Here is a 25,005-nt window from a genome sequence, read left to right as displayed (position 1 = left end):
TCCTGGCCGTCGCAGCGGCCGGGTGAAGCTGGGGGCAGCCCGATCCGGGGGACGCCGGTGAGGGTGGCAAGCAGCCCCGACAAAGTCGGAACGGTCTGGTACTGCCGGACAGGCCGGGTCCGGTGAGCGAGACAGGAAGGTGTACGGGAGGAACCAGTGTCATAACGCTCCTCAATCGTAGAACCCAGCTCCAACCTGGCGGATGCGGGCTGGGGCGCGGCGCGCACCCGGATTCGGTTTGTCCGAACCCGGGGAACTCCCGGGCCGGCTTGGGATGTCGGTAGGGAGGCCACGGTGAAGGACTGCGGCGTAACCGTGGCGAGGCCGCAGGAGCATAGCTGGACACCTGACCTGTCGATCGATTTCGTGGTGAACGTGGGAACCATCCGCGGCCGCCCTCCCCACCGGGCATCCGGTTCGGTGGCGGGCAGGTCCGTCGCCGACTGACGGCCGTGGGATGGGGCGGAGGCCCCGTAGTAGTCCGAGCATGCGAGAGGTGTGCACACGGCGAAGGGGGCCAGCAAGTCAGCGACCGAGATTCTGGAAGGCCAGGAGGACGCCGGTGAATACCGACGCGCTGGAATACGCCGTGAGGAAGGCGGAACGCCTGGTACTGGGGATCCAGTCGAAGTTGCACCGATGGGCGATGGATGATCCTCATCGCCGGTTCGACGATATCTTCAACCTCGTCGCCGATCCTGGCTTCCTGCTGGTGGCCTGGGATCGGGTGCGGGGCAACAAGGGTGCACGCACGGCCGGGGTGGACGGACGCACGGCGGCGTCCATCGAGGCCGGGCAGGGAGTCGAGGGCTTCCTCGACGAGTTGCGGGCCTCGTTGAAGGACCGCAGCTTCCGTCCGTTGCCGGTACGCGAGCGAATGATCCCGAAGGCGAACGGCAAGCTCCGCCGTCTGGGTATCGCCACGATCCGGGACCGGGTGGTCCAGGCGTCCTTGAAACTGGTGCAGTGGCCGTCGACGCCGACGGCAGGCGGCTGACCAGGCCGTTGACCGTCAAGAACGACGCGAATCTGATCGGCGTCCTGCTCAAGTGGATCCGCACGATCGCCGACGGCACCCCCGTCACCTGGGCCATCGAGGACGGCCGTGGCTTCGCCCGCCGCCTGGCTGACGGCCTGCTGCTGGCAGGCCACGAGGTGGTCTGGGTCCCCACCCGTCTGATGGCCGCACACCGCAAGCTGCACGCTGCCACTGGCTCGAAGTCCGACCCCGTAGACGCCGTCGCGGTCGCCCACGCCGCGATCGCCGCCCCCGGCCTGGACCGTCACCGCATTGATGAACGCGTGCGCGAGCTGCGCGTCCTGGTCGACTCGCGGGCCGACCTCGTCCGACGCCGGACCATGGTGATCAACCAGCTCAAGGCATACACGCACCTCTGGCTCGACCACACCCCGGGCGACCTCACCCGCCGGCCTGGCATGACGTCGCTGACGGCGCTGCTGGACACCACGGAAATGAGTGACCATGTCCGCCGGGTACTGATCGAGATGATCAGGGAGATAGACGAGCTGAACAAGCGCGTCCGCGGACTCGAAAACACGATCCGGGAACTGGTCACCCCGCTGACGCCCGCACTGCTGGAGATCACCGGGATCAGCCACGTCTCTGCGGCGGTCCTCCTCGCCGAGATCGGAGACATCACCCGCTTCACCAGCTCAGCAAAGCTCGCCCGCTACACCGGAACCGCACCGATCCCGGTCTACTCCTCCGACAAGGAACGCTACCGACTGCACCGGGGCGGCAACCGGCGGCTCAACAGCGTGCTCTACACAACGTCCATCGTCCAACAGCGATTCCACCCGGGCGCGCGAGCACTCCTGGCCCGCCACGAGCCGACCAAGGGCGCCCGCGGGGCCCGACGCATCCTCAAACGCCATCTGATCGACGTCATCCACCGCGCGATGGTCCACGACCGAGCTTCCTGGCAGCACCACATCACCCAGCATCAAGTCGCTGCTTGACATAGAAGCGTCAACGGCCTGCTGCGGCAGTACTTCCCCAAGAGCACCGATCTGTCCGTGCACAGCCCCGAAGACCTCGAACACGTCGCCCAGCAACTCAACGGCCGCCCACGCAAAACGCTCGGCTGGAAAACCCCAGCCGAGCGCCTGCGTGATCTACTGACGGCCACATAAGCCATCAGGTGTTGCGAGGACCCCGAGAATCCGCCATGCACCGGGGGCGGCGGTGTGTGTCCGCGGCGGCGCGGCCCAGTGGCACGGCCTGTCCGGAGCCCGCGCCCCCTCCGGGCGTCGCCGCGGCTCCGGTCGCGTCCGGCAGGGTCCCCGGACCGCCGCCGGTCCGCCGTGCCCGGCCGGTGTACGCGGGCAGAGTGCAGGCCCTTGATGCTTTCATGTCACGCACCCCACAGTGAGAAATGCTGACGGTCGTTCCGTGCGGGCGACCGGACACGCAGGGGACCCACGAGGGGCCACCCGGCGAATGTGACCATCTCACGGAGGTGTGAGGCGATGACCCGAGCGCACGAACCCGAGGCACAGACCGGTGAGGCCCCGGAAGGCCCGGAGGAGAGCTCGCCCGGGACCGGGCGGACAGCACAGTCGTCCGCCGCCCAGGACTCGAACGGGACGATCCCGGAGGACGCTGCGCCGGAGGAGGAGACGGAGCAGGCCGCCAGCTGGCCCGGCGTCAGCTGACGCAACAGGCCGTCGGCCGGCGCGGCGTCGGTCGAGATGCGGCGCTGCGCGGGACCGGCCGTGCGGGGCCCGCCGCAGAGGCCCGTTCGGCCGTGGCGTCCACGGCGACGAGACGGGGCGCCGGGATGCTCTCCTGCCCGGTGAGCAGCGCCGGGATGGACGCCTCGCGGGTCAGCAGTCCGGGTCCGTGGTGGTGGAAGAACGGTTTTACGAGGGTGCGTTGCACCAGGGCCGTGCCGTCGTCGAGCGTGAGCCGACGCATCTGGGAGCTCCAACCACCCGACAGGAGGCGCAAGTCGGTGGCCTTGAGGCCGTGGCCGAGCTGCTTGGCCACCCACGCTCGCGTGGGTGGCCAGCCGCGGTCACCGAGGCCGGTCAGCACCGCCTCCACGAATTCCCGCCGGTCGTCGCCGTGATCGCGGAACCACATTCCCAGCTGCTGCTGTGCGTCCGGAAGGTCAAACCGCGTGTGCTGGGCGCGCGACCAGTGCGTCCTGTACGGACTCGGTCACACCGTGTCCGTGCCCGGCGCGGCGAGCTCGCCCGGCCCTCGTACGCCCGCAGCGCCTCAAGCGCGGGTGCCCCCCCGCCGGCTGCCCGACTGCCCGACTGCCCGACTGCCCGACTGCCCGATGATCCCGCTGAACCGGCCGCTCCCGTCCCCGAAGGTAGGCCTCGCCGACGAAAGCGCCCCGCCCCATGCCGAGGCTGTCGCTTCCTGTGCAACCGATCTTCTGCGCCTGCCGTACTACTGGCTCGCCTGACGCGGGATTCCACTCCTCACCGCCGGCCCTCCTCCACGCTGCGTCGGTGCTTCGTTCGTACGTGCCGGCCTGCGAGTCTCTCGGTGCTCGCGTGATAAGCCCGCGGTGCACCAGCTGTGGTAGGGCGTGCCGGGGCAGTGCTGCTGCGGAAGCTGGCGGACCATGTCTGGACAACGCCGTGAGCGAGGCGTTCAACAGCGTGCTGAAGGTCGAGTACGTCCACCGGCACAGCTTCCGTACCCGCACCGAGCCCGAATCAGGATCGCCACCTGGATCACCGACTTCTTCAGCGCCAGGCGGCTCCACAGCGTGTGCGGGTTCAAGAGCCCGATCGACTACGAACGGGACTACCGAGCCACCCGCGCCGAGGGGCTGGCCTCATAGATCGTCTTCACGCTACGAGGGGATTGACAGGCGGTCCGCTCCCCTCCATCCGGGTGAAAGCGGCACCGCCTGCTGTGTCAGCCCTCCTACCCCTGGTCGCGCAGGATCTTGTCGATCCGGGTGCGAGGGGCCTCCATGTCGAGGGTTCGCCGGCCTCCTTGGCGAGCTCGGCGCAGCGGCCGGCACCTTGTCCCGGCGGGCCGAGGGGACGACCACGCCGCCCTCCTCGGCGACGACGGCGTTCGACGACGACCGCGGCGTTCACGGACGACCCGCCACAGCGCACTTCGCCGTTGAGCGGCTCGAGGACCCGCTTGGCGCCGGGGACGGGCACCACTGCGCGGGCGACGATGCCCGCAACCTGTGCGGGCATCGTCGTATTCCGCGAGGGCCGCAGCCCGTAGGGAAGGTGGCCGGCCAAGCCACCGGCCTGCCGGGACTACACGTAGGTGAAGCCCCCGGTGACGGTGGCGGTGCCTGCCGGGGTGGTTACCACGACCGCGACGTTTCCGGCCGTCCCGGCCGGTGTGATGCCGGCGAGTACCGTCCCGGTGGGGTCGACGATGACGTTGGTCGCCGCGGCTCCTCCGACGGTGACGGTGGCCCCCGACAGGTTCGAGCCCGTGATGGCGAACGGGGTGCCGCCCGCGGCGGGGCCGGAAGTCGGCGTGATGGCCGTGGCCGTGGGCAGGGGCGGCCCGACGTAGCTGAATCCGCCGGGAACGGTAGTGGTGCCGTCCGGCGTGGTCACCTGGACTGAGACGAGGCCCGCGGCGTGAGGGGGAGTGACGCCGGTGAGGAGGATTCCACCGATCACGTTCACGCTGGTGGCGGGGACACCATCGAAGGTGACCGAAGCGCCCGTGAGGTTGGCGCCGATGATCGTGAAGGGGGTGCCGCCGTCGGTCGGTCCGCTCTGGGGCGTGATGGCCAGCGCGATGGGCGGCGGCGTCACGGCGGTCACGTAGGTGTAGTTGGCCGGCGCGCTGGCCCCGGCGGGGGTGGTGACGACGACCGGCGCGTTGCCGGCCGCATGCGGCGGGGCGATGACGGTGAGCAGGACTCCCAGAGGGTCCTGCGCGACGACGGACGCGGATACGCCGCCGAAGGTGACGGAGGTCGCCCCGCCCAGGTTGGTGCCGATGAGGAGGACCAGGTTGCCTCCGGACGTCGGGCCGCAGCCCGGGACGGTGGCGATGAGGGTCGGCTGTGTCAGGAGCTGCGGGAGGGGAGAGAGGGTTGCGACGGACATGGTTGTCTCCTTCTGCGGGAAAGTCGTTGAGGTGTTGCCGCTGGGCCCCGTCGGTGGGCGCGAGCATGGGGGGCGCCTCTGCGGCCGTGGGTGACGGACACCCGTGTCGCATGCCGGCCGACTATGAGCTGGGGCGGGCTGGTGAGGCAGGCGACGGAACCTGCGGGCGGCGCTGCGCGGGCTGGCGTGTCCTGCCTGTTTGGGCGGCGCAGCTCCTGCGCGAACTCGTTCTCGCCTTGGGAACCGGCGAAGCAGTGTCGCGTCGTCCGGCTGAATGGGCGAACTGCCGGTGTCTCCAGTGACCCATACGGATGAGAGCAGGGGCAAGGGGCGGAACAGAACGTCGACCGTATGGCGGGCGTGCGCGAGGAGGCAGCAGGCGAGGGCGCACAACCTGGTCCGGGCGGCCTCGTCAAGCACGCCTCCCGCCGCGCGCCGCATCATGGGCCCAGCCATCAGGGCCGATTCCGTCCTGCGAGGGTTTGCCGCGAGCACGCCGGTCGGCGCATCCTCGTGCCGCGAACCTCGTCTTGGACCTCGATGACGCCGGCTTCCGTGTGCGGTCGGTTCAATGAGTCGTCACGGAGCGCAATTGGCGGCCGCGGGCGGAACGGCGGGGCAGCCGGGCCTCCACGCCGGCGGTGACGTGCAGACGTGCAGAACGGTGGCGTGCGGATCAGGGGCCTTCACCCGCGCCTTCACCGGATGGCTCATCCGGGCCTGCCCTGTGGGCGCGTTGCCGACAGCCGACCCAAAGGAGTGAATATGCCCCCAGCATCTTGCAGCGTCCATCGAATCGCTGCGTCACTGTAAGTATCCAATCGGTGGGCAGCCCACGCCTCTCGGGGGCGTGACGATGGTGCGGCTCGCACCCCCCTGCGCGCGGGGAGGGTACGGACGTACCGGAGTCGCGATGGGCACTCCGAGAGATTTGGATCGCCAGTCGGTGCCGCTCACGCGGCACCGACTGGTCGTACGCGACGCCTCGTCCGATGCGCAGCGCTCTCCGGCTCCAGCCGGCTTCGTGCACCGGACCCGGCTGCTCTCCTGTCCCGCAGCCCATGCCGATGGCGCACGACGGAGTCGCTTGCGATGGCGCGCTCCTCCGTACAGGTGACAAGTGAACTGACGTCTTGCCAGCATTGCCCCCCGTATGGGCTACTTAAGGCGACAAACCGGTGGGCAGCCCATCCTGCAGCCGGGGGATCCTGGGGGCGGTTCCCTCCGGTGCGCTTCCTTGTGGCCCACAGGGAGCAGCGCCACTTCGACACCGGCCGAGCCGTCAGCCCTACGGTGAACGGGATTCCGGGCTCGCCACCGCCTCGCCACGTGCCCCGTGTGCGGCTCACCAGGGGTACTGCGCCGAGCGAGTGCTCCTGTTGGGCTGGGTCCTCTGTTCCCCTGTTCTGTCAGCCAGGAGTCCTCCCATGCCCGCAGCTTCAGCGTTCCCTCCCCCCGCAAACGCGGCCCGCGGCACCCTGCCGGCCGCCGCCCACCGGCTCGCCCGGGAGCGGTGGTCTCCCTCGACATACACCAGTATCGGCGCTGGTCCCTGGTGCCGCGGCAGGCTACGTCTCCCCGTCACAGAGCAGCATCCTCCGGTGCCCGCTCTCAGCATGCCGGCCTGAAGTCCTCCTCCAGGACGTACTCAGGCTCTGGGCCGGTGCGACTGAGAGCGCGTGCCGGGCGTCGCGACGGGGCGAACGTTGTCTGCCGGGGCACCGGCACCGCGCAGAAAACCGCAGGAGCACCTCATGCCTCCCACACTCAATGACATCACTCCCTCCCAAGGTCCCACCGGCGGGGGCACCATCGTCACCCTCACCGGCACCGGACTGATCGGGGCGACCGCTGTCCGGTTCGGCAGCACGCCCGCCACCTCCTACACCGTCAACTCGGCCACCAGGATCACCGCGGTCAGCCCGCCCGGTATCGGGGGCACGGTGCCGGTGACGGTCGTCAGCCCGATCGGCACCAGCAACGCGGTGGCCTACACCTATGTCGCGGCAGTTGTGCCGGTGGTCACCGACGTGGCACCGGACAGCGGCCCGACAGCGGGCGGCACCGACGTCACCCTCACCGGGACCGGACTGACCGGTGCTACGGCGGTGAGCTTCGCCGGTACGCCTGCGGCGTCGTTCACGGTCGACTCGGACAGCCGGATCACCGCAGTGACGCCTGCGGGCAGTCCCGGCAGTGCCGTGGTGGCGGTCACCACGCCGGCGGGGAGCAGTGCCCCTTCCCCGGATGCGTACTTCTTCTACGCCGCGCCTCCCGTGCTGAACGGGGCCAGCCCCGCCCAGGGCCCGGTGGCCGGGGGAACGCTGGTCACGCTGACTGGAAGCAACCTGCTCAACGCGAGCGCGGTCCGCTTCGGCGCCACGGACGCCACCTCGTTCACGGTGGTGTCGTCGACGCAGATCACGACCACGGCACCGCCGGGCACCGGCAGTTCACAGATCACGGTGATCACCCCGGGCGGCTCCAGCAACCCGATCGGCTTCGCCTACACGGACACGCCCGTGCTGACCAGTGTCGTGCCCAGCAGCGGACCCACCTCGGCGGGCACGGTGGTCACCCTCACCGGGGCGAACCTGGCCACCGCCGCCAGCGTCACCTTCGGAGCCGTGGCCGCCGGCTTCACCGTCGTCTCCGACACGCAGGTCACGGCCGTCGAGCCCGCCGGGCCCGCCGGGCCGGTGACGGTGGCGGTCACCACGGCGGGCGGCACCAGCGCCGGCCTGACCTACACCCGTGTCGCCGCCCCCGCCATCTGATGCTCGTCCAGCCTCTGGTCCAACCGGGTTGCCTGTGTGACTCCCTTCCCGCAGCGGAAACGGATGTCCGTAGCGTGAGGGTCCACAGCGCCCACGGCCCTGCGGACTCGTCGATCGACACAAGGAGCTCAACCGATGAGAATTCCAGCAGGCAGAATGAAACCGGTTATTGCCGCGGCACTGACGGCCGTGCTCGGGTCGGCCGCACCCGCCGAGGCCGTGGCATCCAGCACGACCGTCGTGGCCGCACCGCCGTCCACCACAGTGGGCACGCCGGTGGCACTGGCGGCAACGGTGACCTGCACCTCCGACCCCAGCGGCGGCCTGGGGACGACGTTCTTCGACGGAAGCGAGCTGCTGGCCACCGTACCGGTGGCCGCCGACGGCCAAGCCGACTACACCACCACCTTCAGCACCGTCGGCACGCACACGATCACCGCCGCCTACAACGGCAACGCGACGTGCGACGCCTCCACGAGCACCACGACCGTCGAGGTCACGAGCGTCCCCGCCCCGGCACCTGGATTCTGCCTGCTCGTATGCGGCGGACTCGTAGAATTCACCGTCGGTGACATCAACAACGCCGTCAACATCGTGCACACCACATCCGGCACGTGACCGAAGCGCACATGCGGTAGGCCCAGCCCGCCCGGCATCGGGACGCGCGAAGCGTCCGCAGCCACGCAGGGCGCACTTGGCCTTCCAGATCTCGGTCTTCTGCTCTGCGCGGGCCTGGGCGAGGACCTCGTGCGGTTCGGGCGGGGCAGCGGACCTGGCGGGCCTTCCACTCGATGGCGAAGGCGTTCTTGTCGAAGCCGGCATGGGCCTGGGCCTGAGCCGCAGCAGGACGAGGGCGAGCACACGGGTGTCCCGCTCCACCGCGGCGCAGGGGTGTCCGGAGTCGAGGCGGTGGTCGCCGGGTGGCACCTGCTCGGCCAGGCGCCGTTGGACGAGTACGGTCGCCTTGGCCTCGGCACGGTGGCGTCGGTGGTGAACACGTCCGAGATCAGGTCCGGTGCCGCCGGGACCCCGGCTTCGACTTCCGCCCGGACGCCCAGCGGCACAGCTCGAAGACGAGCATCACGTACGGGGACCGGTCCGCGCAGCTCGTGGAGTTCCGCGGGTTCGACCCGGAGCATCAGGGATGCTGGTCGTTCTCCTCCCAGCAGGCCACCCTGCGCCGCCTCGACAGGGCGTTCCAGGCGTTCTTCCGCCGCGTCAAGGCCGGCCGGACGCCGGGCTGCCCGCGCTTCAAGGGCATCGACCATTTCGACACCGTAGCCTTTCCCAGGGACGGCGACGGCTGCCGCTGGGACAGTGCGTCCCGCGACCCGCAGACCCGCGTCCGCCTCCCGGGCGTCGGGCGCATCCGCGTGCACCAGCACCGGCCCGTGCACGGCCGGGTCAAGACGATCGGCATCAGGCGCGAGGACAACCGCTGGTACATCGTCCTGTCCTGCGACGAGGTGCCTGCGGAGCTGCTGCCGGACACGGGCGCGGTGGTCGGCATCGACATGCGAAGCACACCGGGCCGCTGCCGCCGGGGGCGAAGCTGTGTGTGAAGTTCCGCCGCCAGCGCCTGGTCCACGCGCACAAGTCCGCGCTCACCCTCGTCCGCGACCCTGACGTCGTCGCCCACGAGCGGCTCGACACAGCGGGCATTTGGCCAAGAGCCCCGCCCCCAGGCCCGACCCCGAGCAGCCCGGCGGCTTCCTGCCGAACGGTGCGGCCCGCCAGGCCGGGCTCAACCGCACTATGCTCGGCGCGGGTTGGGGAGTGTTCCTCGCGATCCTCGCCAGCAAGGCTGAAGGCGCCGGCCGGACCGTCATCGCGGTGGCCCCCCGCAACACCTCGCGCCCGTGCCCGTCCTGCGGGCACACCGCGAAGGAGAACCGCGCCACCCAAGCGAAGTTCCAGTGCACGGCGTGCGGGTTCACAGCGAACGCGGACCACGTCGGCGCGACGAACGTCCTCAGCAGGGCCCGGCCTGTCCTCTGCGGCATATGGCGTGGCCACCGGCACAGGAACCCGCGCGTTTACCCGTGGGTGGAGTCACCGCACCGCGCTGCCCGGCCGTTGCCCGACCTGGGGGCGCGAAAGTCAACGAGCGCACCTCGTAGACCTGCACACGCTCACCCGTTTGGATGATCGGTACTCAGAACGGTTGTCAGGTGCGGCACTCGGATGGGTTACTGGTCGTATCCGAACCGGTGGGGCCGCCCATCCTTGACCGGGGAGCGCGGAGCCACGTCTCCGCCAGCCTCCGGGCGGTGGAGAACAAGGGCGCCGCGATCAGCGCCCCTACTCCGGGTGGAGCGCCCAGATCCATCGGCAGACGCTGCGGCCTCCCGCAACCGGCCGATGCGGTCGTCCACGGTTCACGCCGGCCCCCGTTCCCGATGGGGTCGTCCGGCCGGCCCAGCTCCTCTCCCAGCCACTGCACGTGTGCCCACCGGACAGTGGCCCCGGTCCCAACAGCAGATGTCTTCCTGCTCCGGCCCACCCTCGCACACCCGGATCCGCCGCGTCCGCCGACGCCCCGGATACACAGAACGGCCCTGCGAGCCGGCGAACCATGCGGACTCGCCGCAGACCAGAGCCACCACTTGCCCCGGGAGCACCCGGCTCCCGGTCCGCCCTGCACCGGCATCCGTCCGGCGGGGCATCGCAGCTCCCCTCAACGCAGAAGGAGAAACCTCATGCCCATCAGCCCGAACCAGGGATCCACCGGCGGCGGTACGGCCGTCACCATCACCGGAAGCGGCCTGACCGGAACCAGTGCCGTCACGTTCGGCACCAGGCAGGCCACCGGCGTCACCGTCGTCTCGGACACCCAGGTCACCGCCACGTCCCCGTCCGGCTCAGGCACCGTCGACGTGACCTTGACCACCCCGGGTGGCACCAGCAACCCCGTGCCCTTCTTCTACGTGGGCGCGCCGTTCAAGTCCTCCCTCAGCGCCACCTCCGGGCCGCTGGGGGGCGGCAACACGGTCACCATCAGCGGCACGGGCCTGTCCACCGCCACCGGGGTGACCTTCGGCGGGGTCGCCGCCACGGCGGTCACCCCGGTGTCGGACAGCAAGCTCACCGCCACGGTGCCCAGTGGGGTCGCGGCCGGCCCGGTCGGAGTCAGCGTGACCACGGCCGGCGGCACCAACAACGGCCTGACGTACACCTACGTCGACGCACCCACCATCACCGGCCTCAGCCCCACTTCGGGCCCGGACTCAGGCGGTACCGCGGTCACCATCACAGGCACCAACCTCGGCACCGCCACCTCCGTCACCTTCGGTGGCACCGCAGCGCCGTTCTCCGTGATCGACAGCACCACCCTGTCCGCAGTCACTCCGGCCGGCACCGCAGGCGCCGTCGACGTGGTGGTCACCAACCCCGATTCCTCGGCAACCGCCACCGCCGCCTTCACCTACGTCACCGGGCCCAGCATCTGACGCACACCGGGTACCCCGCCCCCGGACCGACAAGGGCTCTGGCCGGCCCCCACGCCGACCCTGTTGTTCGATTCGGGGCCTGTCCGCTTCGCCCCGCCGACCGTGTGGTCGGCGGGGCGGAGTGCTGCGAAGCGGCGGGTGCGGGCCCCGGGGGTGCCGGTGATGCGGGCGTCGGACGCGGGCGAGGTTGATCACCGGGTCGGTCAGCTGGTGCCGGCGGCTGGTCTTCGCAGGTCCGCGGCAGCGGGATCTGCGCAGGGCCGAGCAGGGCCCAGAAGCTTTCCGCGGCAGCGCTGTCACAGCGTGATCCGGTGCGTCTGCAGCTCTATCGCAGCCCCAACTTCCCTATTCCGGCGGGAGTGGGCCGAGGTGTCTTCACTGCCGCGATCTCTGTGGACCACGCAGCCCGGCTCGAGTCCGCCCCGGCCGTAAGGCATGTCCAGAGCGTCGACGACGAGCTCGGCGCGGTGGTGGTCGGCCAGGGCGTAGTCGGCGACCCCGCCTGCTGGCCGGGTCCGGCCAGCAGGCGGGGTAGAGCCGCGCAGGCGGATTCACCTCTCGTTGCGCAGTCCCCACAGGGCGACGGGCACGCCGATGGCGACCAGGGCGGCGGCGGTGTAGAGGCCGGCCTGATAGCCCATGAGAAAGGCGTGCCCGGAGCCGGCGCCCGTGGAGGAGACGGAGCGCTGCACGGAGGTCACGATCAGACCGACCACGGCGATGCCGAACACCCCTGATGCCTCTCGTGTGGCGCTGAACAGTCCTGCCGCGATGCCGGAGAGCTGGTCGGGGGCGGATTCCAGAGCGCGCGTGGTCAGCGGTACCGCCAGGCCGGAGCCGATGCCGATCGCGGCGAGTCCCGGCAGGAGGTCGACGATTGCGCCGTGTCGGCTTCCCAGCGAGACCAGCAGCAAGCCCAGCGCGACCAGGAGCATCCCCGTCGCGGCGACTCGTGCGTCCCCCAGCCGACGAGCGAGGCGGGCCACGAAGGGAGCGGCGGCGAGCAGGGCCGCGGCAACGGGTGTGAACATGAGTCCGGCGGACGTGGGACTCAGGCGCAGGGAGTTCTGCAGGAAGAGCGCGGTGAAGAAGTAGACCCCGCTGACGCCCAGCCCCCACAGGAGCTGGGTGAGCAGGCCGCAGGTGAAGGCGCGCCGTGCGAAGAGGGTGGAGAAGGTCCCTCGGCTGTGGGGCGATGCGCCTGTGGCGAGCGCGAGGAGGGAGAGCGCGGACGCGACGGCGACGAGCGCGACGCGGGGGGTGGCGAAACCGTACTGCGGGCCCTCGATGAGGCAGTAGGCGAACCCGCCGATGGAGATGCAGGCCAGGAGGAGCGCGCTCAGGGGTGCGGCGGGTGCGTCGGCCTCGCCGGGTGCGGGGCGGGAGGGGCGGCGGGGCACGAACACGGCGCAGGCCAGCAAGCAGACCACGCCGACGGGGGCGTTGATCACGAACAGCCAGTTCCAGCCCAGATGTTCCGTGATCACTCCGGAGAGGACGGGGCCGCCGGCCAGGGCGGTGGCGAGCGCGACCGTGAGGGCGGTGAATCCGGCGTTCCTGGAACGGGGCGGAAGGTCGTGGGAGAGGACGGCCAGGGCCGCTGGAAGGATCAGGGCGGCTCCCGCTCCCTGCAGGCCCCGGCCTGTGATCAGCGTCGCCGCCTGTGTCGAGGCGCTGCACAGGATCGACGCCAGTGCGAAGACGGCGATGCCGAGGAGGAGGGTGGGGCGCCTGCCCTTGGTGTCCGCCAGGTGTCCGCCGAAGAGGAGGAAGCTGGAATGCGTGAGCGGGTAGATCGCGGCCACCCATTTCAGTCCCGCTTCGTCGAGTGCGAGCTCTGTCTGGATCTGGGGCAGGGCGACGTTGACGACGGTGCCGTCCAGGGCTGTCATGAAGGAGGGAAGGACGACGGCCAGCAGAATGCCGAGAATCCGCAGACGGCTCATCGACCAGCCTCATGAGTTGGCTCGGCATCAAGGACGTGGACCCCGCCGGGGCGTCGGGGTGCGACCGGGTCTCCTCATGGTCGGAGTGGGCGGCGCGCGCCTCAAAGCCGACACGCCGCAGTCCGATGCGGGGCTCGTGTGACGACCGGGCCGAGCGCAGGCGACAGCATCACATGCGGAGTGCGAGGTCGACGGCCTGCGGTGATTACGGCGTGTCACCCAGGTCATCGAGCGGATCCGTGTTCTTCTGATCTTTGATGCTTGCCCTATGTCAGTAAATACCAGGACATGAGGATGTGTTCCGGGATGCAGTCGGATGTTGTGTGGCATCGCTGCGGGTGCTGCCTTCGTCGGGCCGTCGTGGAAGTCCCTTCGTTCCTGTCCGTCGTCACGAAGGCTCGGTGATCCAGTGCCGTCAACTGCGCGAGACACGCTCGCCCACCATCTGGCCCAGTCCGCATCGAACGCGCCCGACGAGACCGCGTTCACCTTCGTGGACTTCAGCAGCAGCAGGGACGGCACCGCCCACGAGCTGACCTGGAGGCAGCTCGAGCATCAGGTCCGCGCCACCGCCGCGGGGCTTCGCCGAGTCGGTGCGGTGGGTGAACGTGTCGCCGTCGTCGCGCCGCAGGGCCTCGACTACGTGGTCGGCTTTCTGGGGGCCGCCTGCGCCGGCGCCATCGCGGTCCCCCTGTTCCCGCCCTCTCTGCCCGGCCACGGTGACAAGCTGGCGGCCTCCCTGGAAGACGCCGCCCCGCTGCTGGCCGTCACCACCGGGGAACAGCGCGCATCGGTGACGGAATTCTGCGCGGAGCGCCACATCGGATCGGGTATGCGCGTCACTGCCCTGCAGGACCTGCAGGCGAACGCCGGGACCGACTCCCCGGAGCCGGTCGCGCCCGCCCCCGAGGACTGCGCGTACCTGCAGTACACGTCGGGTTCGACGAGGGTTCCCTCCGGGGTGGAGATCACTCACGCCAATGTCTGCGCCAACGCCCGCCAGGGGATGGAGGCGTACGACATCCGCCGGGGACGCAACTGCGCCGTGGGATGGCTGCCCCTTTACCACGACATGGGCCTGGTGCTGACGGTCGCGCTGCCCGTCGTCGCCGGTGTCCCCTCGGTCCTGATGGACCCTCTGGCCTTCGTCCAGAGGCCCGCGAGATGGCTGCACCTGCTCACACGGCACGGCGGGGCGGTCACCGCGGCGCCGAACTTCGCCTACGACTACTGCGTCCAGCGGGTGGAGGAGGAGGAGCGCACCGCTCTTGGTCTGGGTTCGGTGGCGGCGATGATCAACGGCAGCGAACCCGTTCGTGCGCGGACGCTGACACGGTTCCAGGCCGCCTTCGCCTCCTGCGGCATGCGCAGGACGGCGATGCGTCCCTCGTACGGTCTGGCCGAGGCCACCGTGTTCGCGGCCACCTCGCCCCTGGCGGAGGAACCGACCGTCACCTGCTTCGACAGGGACGCGCTGGTGCAGGGCACCGCCCGCATCGTGGAGCCCTCTGACGGCGGGCCGGTCAGCGAGCTGGTCGCCTGCGGCCGGCCGACCAACCAGGAGATCGCCATCGTCGACCCCGAGACCCGCCTGCGGCAGGAGGACGGTACCGTCGCCGAGATCTGGATCAAGGGGCCCAACGTCGGACGTGGGTACTGGCGCCGCCCGCAGGAGAGCCGGGCCGCCTTCCACGCGGTCCTGCGGGGGGACGACCCCCGGGACCCCGCCCGGCACTGGCTGCGCACGGGCGATCTGGGGATGTGGTTCGACAAGCAGCTCTACATCACCGGGCGCGCCAAGGACCTGGTGATCGTCGACGGTACGAACCACTATCCGCACGACATCGAGGAGACGGTGCAGAACGCCCATCCGGTCATCCGGCGCCATCACGTCGCCGCTTTCGCCATGGGTACGGACGACGGCGAGAAACTCGTCGTCGTGGCCGAGCACGGACGGCAGGTCGACGATCCCGAGGCCGTGCACGACGAGGTCAGACGTGCCGTGCGCGGCGCGGTCGCCGAGGGGCACGCCCTCGCCGTCCACGACTTCGTCCTCGTCGCCCCCGACAGCGTCCCGTACACGACCAGCGGCAAGGTCTGCCGGACCGCCTGCCGTGAGCGCTACCTGGCCGGCCGGTGGTCGCAGCCGAAGCACGCGGCGGGGAAGGGGGCCGGCCGGGCATGACGGCGACGGGCGGACAGTCGGAGCGTTCGACGGGCACCGGTGAGTCGTCTGCCGGTGCCCCACCAGGCGCGGCCGCGCCGGATGCCGCAGAGCTGCGCACCGTGCTGCGGGAGCTCGTGGCGCATGCGTGCGACGTGCCGGTGGAGGAGCTGGACGACGCGCGCCCCCTGCCCGAGTACGGGCTCACGTCGCGCGACGCGGTCGACCTCTCCGGGCGCCTGGAACAGATCCTCGATGCGCCGCTCCCCGCCACGCTGCTGTGGGAGAACCCGACGATCGAGCTGCTCCTTGACCGCCTCGCCCCGCAGGAGCGACCCGCCCGGCGGACACGGCGTGCAGCCGGCGAGGGCGCCCTGGATGCCGGGGCCGAGCCGATCGCCGTGGTGGGGGTCGGGTGCCGCCTGCCCGGCGGCGTCGACGGGCCCGGCGCCTTCTGGCAGCGCCTGCTGGCCGGCACCGACGCCATCGGCCGGGTACCTCCCGGACGCTGGCGGGACTTCGACGACAAGAGCGCTGACGCCGCCGCCGTCGTGGACCGCACCTCCCGGTGGGGCGGTTTCCTCGACGACATCGAGGGGTTCGACGCCGACTTCTTCGGCATCACTCCTCGCGAGGCGGAAGTGATGGACCCGCAGCAGCGCCTCCTGCTCGAGGTGAGCTGCGAGGCCCTGGACCATGCGGGGATCGCCGCTGCGCGCCTGCAAGGAACGGCGACCGGCGTCTTCGTCGGTCTCAGCGCACTCGAGTACGGGCACCTGACGTCGTTCGACGCCTCCCGTGTCACCGCCTGGACGAGCACCGGGGCGGCCGGCAGCATCGTCGCGAACCGGCTGTCCTACCTGCTGGACCTCGGCGGTCCGAGCATGACCGTGGACACCGCCTGCTCCTCGTCCCTCGTCGCCGTCCACCAGGCCTGCCGCAGCCTGCGCAGCGGCGAGAGCGACACCGCGCTGGCGGCGGGGGTCAACGTCCTGCTGTCCCCCGCCGTGACCGCCGCCTTCGACCAGGCCGGCGCGCTGGCGGCCGACGGCCGGTGCAAGCCCTTCGACGCCGGCGCCGACGGCATCACGCGAGGCGAGGGCTGCGGCGTCGTCGTCCTGAAGCGGCTCCGCGACGCCCGGCGCGACGGTGACAGGGTCCTCGCCGTCATCCGGGGCACCGCCGTCAACTCCGACGGCCGCTCGGCCGGCCTCATGGCACCCAACCCCGTCGCGCAACAGGCGCTGCTGGAGGCCGCCCTGCGGGACGCCGGCGCCCGGGCCGGCGACGTCGACTACGTCGAGGCACACGGCACGGGCACGCTCCTGGGCGATCCCATCGAGGCCGGCGCGCTCGGCGCCGCCCTCTGCGCCGAGCGGCCCGTGGACCGCCCGCTGCTCATCGGGTCCGTCAAGAGCAACCTGGGGCACCTGGAGGGCGCGGCGGGCATCACCGGTCTGATCAAGACGGTGCTCTCGCTCCACCACGGGCAGATCCCGGCGACCCTGCACTTTCGCAGCCCGAACCCGCACATCGACTTCACCGCGCTGCGCCTGCGCGTCGTGACCGGTGCGACGCCGTGGCCCGGCGGGACCGCCCGCCCGGCCCTCGCCGGGGTGTCGGCCTTCGGCTTCGGGGGCACCAACGCGCACGTGGTGGTGGAGCAGGCCGCCGCGACGGCCACCGCGCGCCCTGCCCCGCCCGCCCACGTGTCCCCCGCCACCGGGCGGGAAACGGACGGCGGCCTCCCGCACGTTCTGCTGGTGTCCGCCCGCTGTGAGGACCGGCTGCGGGACGCGGCCACCGCACTCACCCACCGGCTGGCCGCCGAGGACGGCCTTCCGCCGCTCGGCGACCTGGCCCACACCCTGGCCCACCACCGCCGTGGTCCGGCGACCGCGGCCGTCGTGGCCCGCACCCGCGGCGAACTCGTGGACGCGCTGGCCGCACTGGTGCGCGGGGAATCCGGGGCCGGCGTCGTCGCGGCCGGCATCCGAACAAACCCGCCGAAACCGCGCAAACCGGTCCTGGTGTTCTCCGGCTACGGCTCCCAGTGGCTCGGCATGGGGCGCCGTCTGCTGAACGACAGCCCGGTCTTCGGCGAAGCGGTGGCCCGGCTCGATCCGGTGTTCAGCACCGAACTGGGCACGTCGCTGAGCACGCTCATCCGCTCCGAGGGAGACAGCGGCGTGGACCGCGTCCAGCCGCTCCTGTTCGGTCTGCAGTGCGCGCTCACCGACACCCTGCGCGCCCATGGCGTGGAACCGGCCGCGGTGATCGGGCACTCGATGGGGGAAGTCACCGCCGCGGTGGTCGCCGGCGCGCTGACCCTGCGTGACGGCCTGAAGGTGATCCTGCACCGTTCGGTGATGCTCGCCCGGATCGACGAGGAACACGCCGGAGCCATGGCGGCCGTGGAACTTGCCGACGAGACACGCTCCGACGTCCTCGCCCGCTACCGCGGCGTCGACGTCGCGGTGCACTCCTCCCCGCACCGCTGCACCGTGGCCGGCCCCGCCGAAGCCGTCGGCCGGCTGGTCGACGATCTCACCGCGGCCGGCCGCCTCGCCCGCCTCCTCGACGTGGGCGGAGCAGGCCACTCCCCCGCGGTCGATCCCATCCTGCCGGCACTGCACGAAGCACTGACGTCCGTTCAGGCGCACACCCCCGCCCTCCCCTGGTACAGCACGGTCCTCGACGACCCGCGAAGCCCCGTACGCCCGGATGCGGGGTACTGGTGCGCCAACGCGCGCCGGCCCGTCCGGTTCCAGCAGGCGGTGGCCGCCGCCGCGTCGGACGGCCACGACCTGTTCCTCGAGATCGCGCCGCACCCCCTTGCCGCCGTCCCCCTCGGCGAGACCCTCGCCGACACACCCGGCGCCCCGACCGCCGCCGTCCTGCCCACCCTGCACCGCAACGGCGACGAGACCGTCGACCTGTTCACCTGCCTGGCCCGGCTCCACCTCGCCGGCGTCGCAGGACCCGGACAGCGCCTGTGGCCCGGCGGGCGGCGCGTCGCCCTGCCCAGCCCGCCGTGGCGCCACGTACGGCACTGGTTCCGCTCCCGCAAGGCGACACGTTCGGCTCCGGGCGGCCACGCACTGCTGGACCTGCGCACGCAGGACCCGCTCACCGGCCGCGTCCTGTGGCAGGGGGATGCGGGAACCGCGCGCCACGGGCAGCAGGCGCGCACGCTGCTCGGCCTGCCGGTACTCGGCCTGCCCGCCTGCGCGCAGCTGGTGATCGCCGCAGCGCAGGACGTGCGCGGGACGGATCTGGAAAGCGTCCGCATCGAGGACCTGACCGTGCACGACTGGCTTGCGGTGTCCGCCAGTTCACCGGTCACCGTCGTGTGGCAGCCGTCCGGCCCCCATCAGGCGGCCGTCACCATCCATGCACGCTCCCGCACGGGCGACTGGCTCTGCCACGCCTCGGCCCGGGTCCTGACCGCCCCGGACCCCGTCGAAGAGGGGCGGTCCCGCGACGACGCCTCACCGTTCGAAACCGTCCACCGGCCGTCGACCGACACGCCGCAGCCGTCCACCGGGCAGCCGCTGGCGGAGCTCCTCGACGCCGCCCTGTACGCGCCGCTCGCTCTCGGGGCCTGCGCGGGCGACCGGGACGGCGACGGGTCGGCCCCGGACGCCGCCGAGCGCGCCCCGGCCTCGGTACGGCTGCTGCAGTTGCAGCGGACCACGGTGGACGGCGCCTACCGGATCACGTGCTCCGCGTCGGCCGGCGAGGAGACCGGCGCGAACGGCCGGCCGAGCCGGTGGGACATCCGGGCCCAGGGCGCCCACGGCGCGGACCTCGTGGCGCAGGGGGTCCGGGTGCAGCGCGTCGAGCCGGAGGAGGTCCGCCCGCCGCTGGAGGACATCGCCTTCGACATCCAGTGGCACAAGGCCGGCGCGGGCGTCCCGCGTCCCTGCGCCCGCGTCCTGCTGCTGACCGACTCCTGCGGCGGCGACGCCGACCAGCTCGCCGCCCCCCTCGCCGCCGCACTCGAGAAAAGAGGGGTGAGCGTCACCCTGGGCGTGCACCCGGGCGACTCCGGCGACGCTCTCCTGGACACCTGGCGGGAGCAGACCGGCGAGAAACGGTCCGCGGTCGTCGTGCTCCTCGGTCCCCAGCACACGCACCCCGAGGCCTTCGGCGAACTCCACACGGCGGCCCGGGTGGCGCGCCGGCTCGCCACGGGCCCACAGGGCGCGCCGACCCCCCGCCTGTGGCTCGTGACCAGCGACGCCCTGGCCACCGGTCCGGGTGAAGTACCCGACCCCGACCGGGCATGCCTGCGGGGCTTCGTCCGCGTGATGGCCCTGGAGCGTCCGGACCTGCGGGCCTGCCTGGTCGACATCACCGCACAGCCCGAGCCGGTGGACGACCTGGTCCAGGAACTCCTCGCCGACGGAGAGGCCGACGAGGTCGCCTGGCGCTCCGGGACCCGCCTGGTGGCCCGGCTCGCGCCCGCGGACGTCGACGAACCGGGCGACGAGGTGCCGTTCACCCGGCCCGACGGGGCCTACATCCTCACCGGCGGACTCACCGGACTCGGCCTCGCCACCGCACACCGGCTCGCCGAGACCGGAGCGGGCCGCATCGTGCTCAACGGCCGCAGAGAACCCGGCCCCCAGGCCCGGACGGCCCTGGCCGAGCTACGCGCGCTGGGGGCGTCCGTCGCAGTCGTCCGCGGCGACATCGCCGAAGCCGACGTGGCAGAGCGCCTCGTCGCGGCCGCCGTGGCCGAAGGCCACACACTGCGCGGCGTCGCCCACGCGGCCGGAGTACTCCACGACCGCATGCTCACCGACCTGCAGCCCTCCGACATCTCCGCGGTCCTGAAGCCCAAAGCCGTCGGCGCGCTGCGGCTGGACAGCGCCACCCGTGAACACGCTCTGGACTGGTGGCTCGTCTACAGTTCCGCCGCCGCACTGTTCGGCTCACCGGGACAGGCGGCCTACGCCGCAGCGAACGCATGGCTGGACGCGATGGCACAGCGGCGCCGTGCCGCCGGACGCCCCGCGACGTCCATCGCATGGGGCCCCTGGGCCCAGGTGGGAGCCGCGCCGGACCACCCGGCACTGGCGATGAAGCCCCTCGCGACGTCCGAAGGCCTGGACGCCCTGCAGGCACTCGTCACCCGTGCACGCACCCACACGGGCATCGCCCACCTGGACGCCCGAAGAGCCCTCACGGCCTTTCCCGGCCTGGAGAAGGTGCCCTTCTTCGCCGACGTCCTCACCGACGACACCGCGCCCGCCGGGGAATGGGCCGGCCCCGACGGCATCGCCGGACTCGGCGACGCAGCCGCCGCGAAGGTCTGCGCGCGCCTGACCGAACGCACCGCAACGATCATGGGGTTCGCAGCCCCGGAACTCAACGAGACGGTCCCCCTCACCGAGCTGGGCCTCGACTCACTGATGACGGTACGGATCCGCAACGCAGCCCGGCAGGACTTCGCGGTGGACCTGCCCGGCGAACTCCTCCTGCGCGGCGCCAGCCTGCGCCAGGTCCAGGAAGCAGTACTGAGCGCACTCGACCTCGAACCCCCAACCCCGGGACGGCAGGCCCAGGCACCGACCCCGGGACAGACCCCGGCACCGGGACAGACCCCGGGACGGCAGGACCAGGCACCGGGACAGGCCCAGGCACCGGGACGCCAGTCCCCGGCCCACGCCCCGGCCCAGGCATCGGCGTCGGCGTCGGCGTCGGCGTCGGCGTCGGCGTCGGCGTCGGCGTCGGCGTCGGCGTCGGCGTCGGGACAGCGGTCACCTGCCCAGGCGCACCCGGCCTCCCCGGACGACCTCCCCGCACTGCCCACCACGATCAGCCCCCGGGACGCCGCCGAACGCCTCGTCGCGAGCGTGTGGACCCAAACCCTCGGCACCCGCCCCTCCGACGTCGACGACGACTTCGTCGACGCCGCGGGCGACACGGACACCGCACCCCGAACCCTGGCCGAGGGAATCCGCCAACGCCTCGCAGACGCCGACATCGCCCTGACCGAGGAACACGTCGTCAGCGCCCGCACCGTCGCCGCCCTCGCCGACCTCATCCGGCCCGCAGTCAACGGCACCAAAGGCTCCACCGTACGCACCCTGCGCACCGCCCGACCGGGAACAGCCGCCCCACCCCTGTTCACCTTCCATCCCGCAGGCGGCCCCACCTCCGTCTACCACCCCCTGGTCCAGCAACTGGCCACCCCCCACGCCGTCTACGGAATGGAACGCCTGGACACGGTCCCCACCCTGGAGGAAAAAGCCGCTCACTACCTCCGCCTCATCACCGAGATCCAACCCGAAGGGCCCTACCACCTGCTCGGCTGGTCCTTCGGCGGCTGCCTCGCCTACGAAGTCGCCCACAACCTCCACGACCAAGGCCGATCCGTGGGCTTCCTCGGCCTCATCGACACCATCCTCCCGGCCGCCCTCCCCGGGCTGGACTCCCAGGAACTACTCCTGCACCGCTTCAGCCGCTTCGCCGAATACCTCGAAAAAACATACGGACACCGCCTGGACCTGCCCTACGAAGAACTCGCCGCCACCCCCGAAGACCAACAAATCGACCTGATCATGCGACTGGTCGCCGACGCCGGCCTCCACATGAGCCCCGGCATCCTGGAACACCAGCGCACCTCCTACACCGACGCCCGAGTCGGAGAACGCTACCGGCCACGGCCCTACCACGGACACGTCGTCCTCTACCGGGCGCAAGAGGCCCAGGCACTCACGACCGCCCTCGACCCCCGCTACCTCCGCACAGAACACGACCTGGGATGGGCACCCCTGTGTCCCTCACTCGAGATCATCCCCGTCCCGGGCGACCACCTGTCACTCATCGACCCACCCCACGTGCAGACCATCGCAACACACCTCACCACAACCCTCACCCCAACAACCGACTGACAAAACGACGAGGCGAGCCGGAACCGGGCTTGATCCGCTTTGACGGACATCGAAGATCAGGGGTTCTGCCCCGGGAGGATGTCCATCATGGAGAGTACGGGGAAAGAAGAAGCCTCGCCCTCGCCGCTCGTTCACCCCTGACTTCAAGTCCGAGATCGTCGAGCTGTGCCGACGCGGTGACCGCTCGGTTGGTCAGATCGCCAAAGACTTCGATCTGACCGAGACCGCGGCGCGCGACCGGGTGAGCAGGCCGAGGTCGACGCGGACGAGCGGGACGGCCCGACCAGCAGCGAACGCGAAGAGCTGGCCGCACTGCAGCGGGAGAACCGCCGTCTGCGTGAGGACGTCGATACCCTCAAGCGGGCCACGGCCTTTCTTCGCGAGCAATGCTCAGATCCCGTGGATCGGCTCAGGAGGGCGCACCTTCCCGAGTGATCGATCGACTGGTACCGAGTAGACCCGCGTTGCCGCGCGCGTCGGGAAGGCACGCCCGTGCTGAGCGTCGTGAACCACGACCGCACCACCGTCAACGGCTCCTCCCTCACCGATGAGATCGTCCGCGAGGGCGCGAGGCGGATGCTGGCAGCCGCGCTGGAGGCCGAAGCCAACGCCTACATAGCCGAATTGGCCGACGAGCGTGACGACGACGGGCGCCGTCTGGTGGTGCGCAACGGTCACCAACGGGCCCGGAAGGTCACCACCGCGGCCGGGGCGGTCGAGGTCAAAGCGCCGCGGGTGAACGACAAGCGGGTCGACGACGAGACGGGCGAGCGCAAACGGTCCTCCTCGGCGATCCTGCCGCCGTGGTGCCGCAAGTCCCCGAAGATCAGCGAGGTGCTGCCACTGCTCTATCTGCATGGTCTGTCCTTCGGCGACTTCGTGCCCGCCCTGGAACATTTCCCGGGCAGCGCGGCGGGCCTGTCACCGGCGACGGTCACCCGGCTCACCCAGCAATGGCAGGCCGACCACCAGGAGTCCGGCGAGCGCGACCTGTCCGCCAGCGACTACGTCTACGTCTGGGCCGACGGCATCCACCTGCGCATACGCCTGCGGAAGGCGAAGTCGTGCGTGCTCGTGCTGATGGGCGTGCGCGCGGACGGCACCAAGGAACTGATCGCTATGAGCGACGGCTACCGCGAGTCAGCCGACTCCCGGGGCGATCTGCTGCGCGACGGTCAGCGGCGCGGGATGCGCGCTCCCGTCCTGACGGTCGGCGACGACGCGCTCGGTCTCTGGAAGGCCCTGGCCGAGGTCTTCCCCGAGGCCCCCCATCAGAGGTGCTGGGTTCACAAAATCGCAAACGTGCTCGACGCCCTCCCGAAGTCCGCCCAGCCCGGAGCGAAGAAGACCCTGCAGGAGATCTACAACGCCGAGGACCACGACCACGCACTCCAGGCCGTCGCGGCGTTCGAGAAAACCTACGGCGCGAAGTTCCCCAAGGCCGTCAAGAAAACCACCGACGACGTTGACGAACTGCTGGCCTTCCACAACTTCCCCGCCGAGCACTGCATCCACCTGCGCACCACGAACCCCATCGCGTCCACGTTCGCCACCGTCCGCCTGCACACGAAGGTCACCAAAGGCGCCGGCAGCACGGCCGCCGCCCTGGCCATGGTCTTCAAGCTGGTGGAATCGGCACAGCAGCGGTGGCGTGCCGTCCATGCCCCTCACCTCGTCGCCCTCGTCCGCGCTGGAGCCCGCTTCGAGAGGGGTCAGCTCGTCGAACGCAGTGAGGTGACCACCGCGTGAACCAGCGCGCGCCCGCACCACCATGGATGGTTCTGGTCGGCCCGGCCGGCGCCGGAAAGACCACACTCGGCCAGGAGATCGCGGCAAGAACGCAAAGACCGTTCGTCGATCTGGATGCCGTTGCGGACGGGTACTACGCGCAGGTGGGATGGAGCACCGCCACACTCCGCGAACGCATCGCCGTCGTCGGGCGTCTCGCGGCCGAGACCGAGTGGGAACCGGCCCGAGCACACGCCGTGGCATGTGCTGTCGCCGACCACCCTGACGCCGTGATCGCGCTGGGCGCAGGCCACACCAGCTACACCGGCCACCAGCATCTGGCCACGGTTCGCACCGCACTGGGTCGCTGCCATGACGTGGTCCGCGTCCTGCCGTCCGCCCATCGCGAGACCTCACTGACCGTCCTCCGGCGACGCTGCACGGCAGACAAGGGCCGATCCTGGATCATCGACGGACACGACTTCCTCGCCCACTGGCTAGACGACCCCGGCACCCAACTGGTCGCGACACAAACGATCTACACCAGCGACGAAACTCCGGCCCAGACCGCAGCACGACTCCTCCGACGCAACTGATCAAGGCAAAACCGCCCCAACCGATCCACAAATATTGACAATTACCCGCGCAGGAACTCCACTCAAAACTTGTGGAGTTGACCCGAAAGGCGGCGGATGCCGCAGACGTTCCCGCTGGGATTGTGCAGCACAACGCCCTTGGGCCTGCGCTCGGGCTCGTAGTTCCCGCCCGCCGGTCAGGTGAACTGCATGCCGCAGCAGCCCCGTCGAACGAGCTCGCGCCGAAGGTCCAGGTTCTCGCCGTGGGCTTGTCCGAGCGCGTCCCGTACTGCCTGCACTTCTTCGCGGTACTGCTTCTTCAGACGGTGATCCGGCTGGCCAGCGCGAGGACAGAGTGTCCGCTCGCCGACCGGAGGCGTCGGTG

Annotated in this window: 15 protein-coding genes and 2 pseudogenes; 12 read left to right on the top strand and 5 right to left on the bottom strand. The window is 71.0% G+C overall.

All coding sequences use genetic code 11. The features are described 5' to 3' along the window. Window positions 1-562: 562 nt before the first annotated feature. From ACL02U_RS29465 to ACL02U_RS29450, 4 genes and pseudogenes are all read left to right on the top strand, one after another. Complete coding sequence (locus tag ACL02U_RS29465) at window positions 563-997, top strand: hypothetical protein (protein ID WP_412794034.1); 435 nt, start codon at window positions 563-565, stop codon at window positions 995-997. Continuing rightward, complete coding sequence (locus ACL02U_RS29460; RefSeq protein WP_412794033.1) at window positions 967-1,980, top strand: IS110 family transposase; 1,014 nt, start codon at window positions 967-969, stop codon at window positions 1,978-1,980. Before ACL02U_RS29465 ends, ACL02U_RS29460 begins: the two co-directional genes overlap by 31 nt. Next, window positions 1,981-2,154 (top strand): annotated as a pseudogene (locus ACL02U_RS29455) (transposase); the annotation flags it as partial. Between the two features lie 336 nt (window positions 2,155-2,490). Next, on the top strand, window positions 2,491-2,676 hold the full coding sequence (locus ACL02U_RS29450) for a hypothetical protein (protein WP_412794032.1): 186 nt from the start codon (window positions 2,491-2,493) through the stop codon (window positions 2,674-2,676). Here ACL02U_RS29450 and ACL02U_RS29445 read toward each other — a convergent pair. Further along, window positions 2,669-3,106, bottom strand: a complete 438-nt coding sequence (locus ACL02U_RS29445; protein ID WP_412794031.1) for a hypothetical protein — start codon at window positions 3,104-3,106, stop codon at window positions 2,669-2,671. The two genes, ACL02U_RS29450 and ACL02U_RS29445, sit on opposite strands and share 8 nt — an antisense overlap. Window positions 3,107-4,263: 1,157 nt before the next feature. Continuing rightward, window positions 4,264-5,076 carry an IPT/TIG domain-containing protein gene (locus ACL02U_RS29440; protein WP_412794030.1) on the bottom strand — a complete coding sequence of 271 codons (813 nt, stop codon included), beginning with the start codon at window positions 5,074-5,076 and terminating at the stop codon, window positions 4,264-4,266. A gap of 1,754 nt (window positions 5,077-6,830) precedes the next feature. Here ACL02U_RS29440 and ACL02U_RS29435 point away from each other — a divergent pair. From ACL02U_RS29435 to ACL02U_RS29420, 4 genes and pseudogenes are all read left to right on the top strand, one after another. Further along, window positions 6,831-7,853, top strand: a complete 1,023-nt coding sequence (locus tag ACL02U_RS29435; RefSeq protein ID WP_412794029.1) for an IPT/TIG domain-containing protein — start codon at window positions 6,831-6,833, stop codon at window positions 7,851-7,853. A 135-nt stretch (window positions 7,854-7,988) separates the two neighbouring features. Then, window positions 7,989-8,471, top strand: coding sequence for an Ig-like domain-containing protein (locus ACL02U_RS29430; protein WP_412794028.1), 483 nt, complete (start codon window positions 7,989-7,991; stop codon window positions 8,469-8,471). Window positions 8,472-8,773: 302 nt separating this feature from the next. Next, window positions 8,774-10,001: pseudogene (locus tag ACL02U_RS29425) on the top strand (RNA-guided endonuclease InsQ/TnpB family protein). A 551-nt stretch (window positions 10,002-10,552) separates the two neighbouring features. Then, window positions 10,553-11,302, top strand: coding sequence for an IPT/TIG domain-containing protein (locus ACL02U_RS29420; protein WP_412794027.1), 750 nt, complete (start codon window positions 10,553-10,555; stop codon window positions 11,300-11,302). A 551-nt stretch (window positions 11,303-11,853) separates the two neighbouring features. On the opposite strand, the gene ACL02U_RS29415 is transcribed toward ACL02U_RS29420, so the two are convergent. Then, the gene (locus tag ACL02U_RS29415; protein WP_412794026.1) at window positions 11,854-13,248 is read right to left on the bottom strand and encodes an MFS transporter; all 1,395 of its coding nucleotides are present in this window, start codon (window positions 13,246-13,248) and stop codon (window positions 11,854-11,856) included. A gap of 409 nt (window positions 13,249-13,657) precedes the next feature. Between ACL02U_RS29415 and ACL02U_RS29410 the strand changes: the two genes are divergently transcribed. Further along, entirely contained in the window at window positions 13,658-15,433 is a 1,776-nt protein-coding gene (locus ACL02U_RS29410; protein WP_412794025.1) for a fatty acyl-AMP ligase, read from the top strand. Next, window positions 15,430-22,317 (top strand): SDR family NAD(P)-dependent oxidoreductase, encoded by a 6,888-nt coding sequence (locus ACL02U_RS29405; RefSeq protein ID WP_412794024.1) that lies wholly within the window; start codon window positions 15,430-15,432, stop codon window positions 22,315-22,317. Before ACL02U_RS29410 ends, ACL02U_RS29405 begins: the two co-directional genes overlap by 4 nt. Window positions 22,318-22,509: 192 nt before the next feature. Here ACL02U_RS29405 and ACL02U_RS29400 read toward each other — a convergent pair whose 3' ends face one another. Next, window positions 22,510-22,704, bottom strand: a complete 195-nt coding sequence (locus tag ACL02U_RS29400; protein ID WP_412794023.1) for a hypothetical protein — start codon at window positions 22,702-22,704, stop codon at window positions 22,510-22,512. Window positions 22,705-22,809: 105 nt separating this feature from the next. On the opposite strand from ACL02U_RS29400, the gene ACL02U_RS29395 reads away from it, so the two are divergent. Both ACL02U_RS29395 and ACL02U_RS29390 read left to right on the top strand, forming a co-directional pair. Then, a complete protein-coding gene (locus tag ACL02U_RS29395; protein ID WP_412794022.1) occupies window positions 22,810-24,066 on the top strand; it encodes an IS256 family transposase in 1,257 nt (418 codons plus the stop codon). Beyond that, a complete protein-coding gene (locus tag ACL02U_RS29390) occupies window positions 24,063-24,641 on the top strand; it encodes a shikimate kinase (RefSeq protein WP_412794021.1) in 579 nt (192 codons plus the stop codon). The genes ACL02U_RS29395 and ACL02U_RS29390 overlap by 4 nt, the downstream gene beginning before the upstream one ends. Window positions 24,642-24,817: 176 nt before the next feature. Here ACL02U_RS29390 and ACL02U_RS29385 read toward each other — a convergent pair. Beyond that, the coding region (locus ACL02U_RS29385; RefSeq protein ID WP_412794020.1) for a hypothetical protein at window positions 24,818-25,005 on the bottom strand (188 nt) is incomplete at its 5' end.

Source organism: Streptomyces sp. MS06, assembly GCF_047200655.1.
GTDB lineage: Bacteria > Actinomycetota > Actinomycetes > Streptomycetales > Streptomycetaceae > Streptomyces.
The sequence above is the reverse complement of the archived record's forward strand: the minus strand, read 5'-3'. Positions and strand labels throughout refer to the sequence as shown.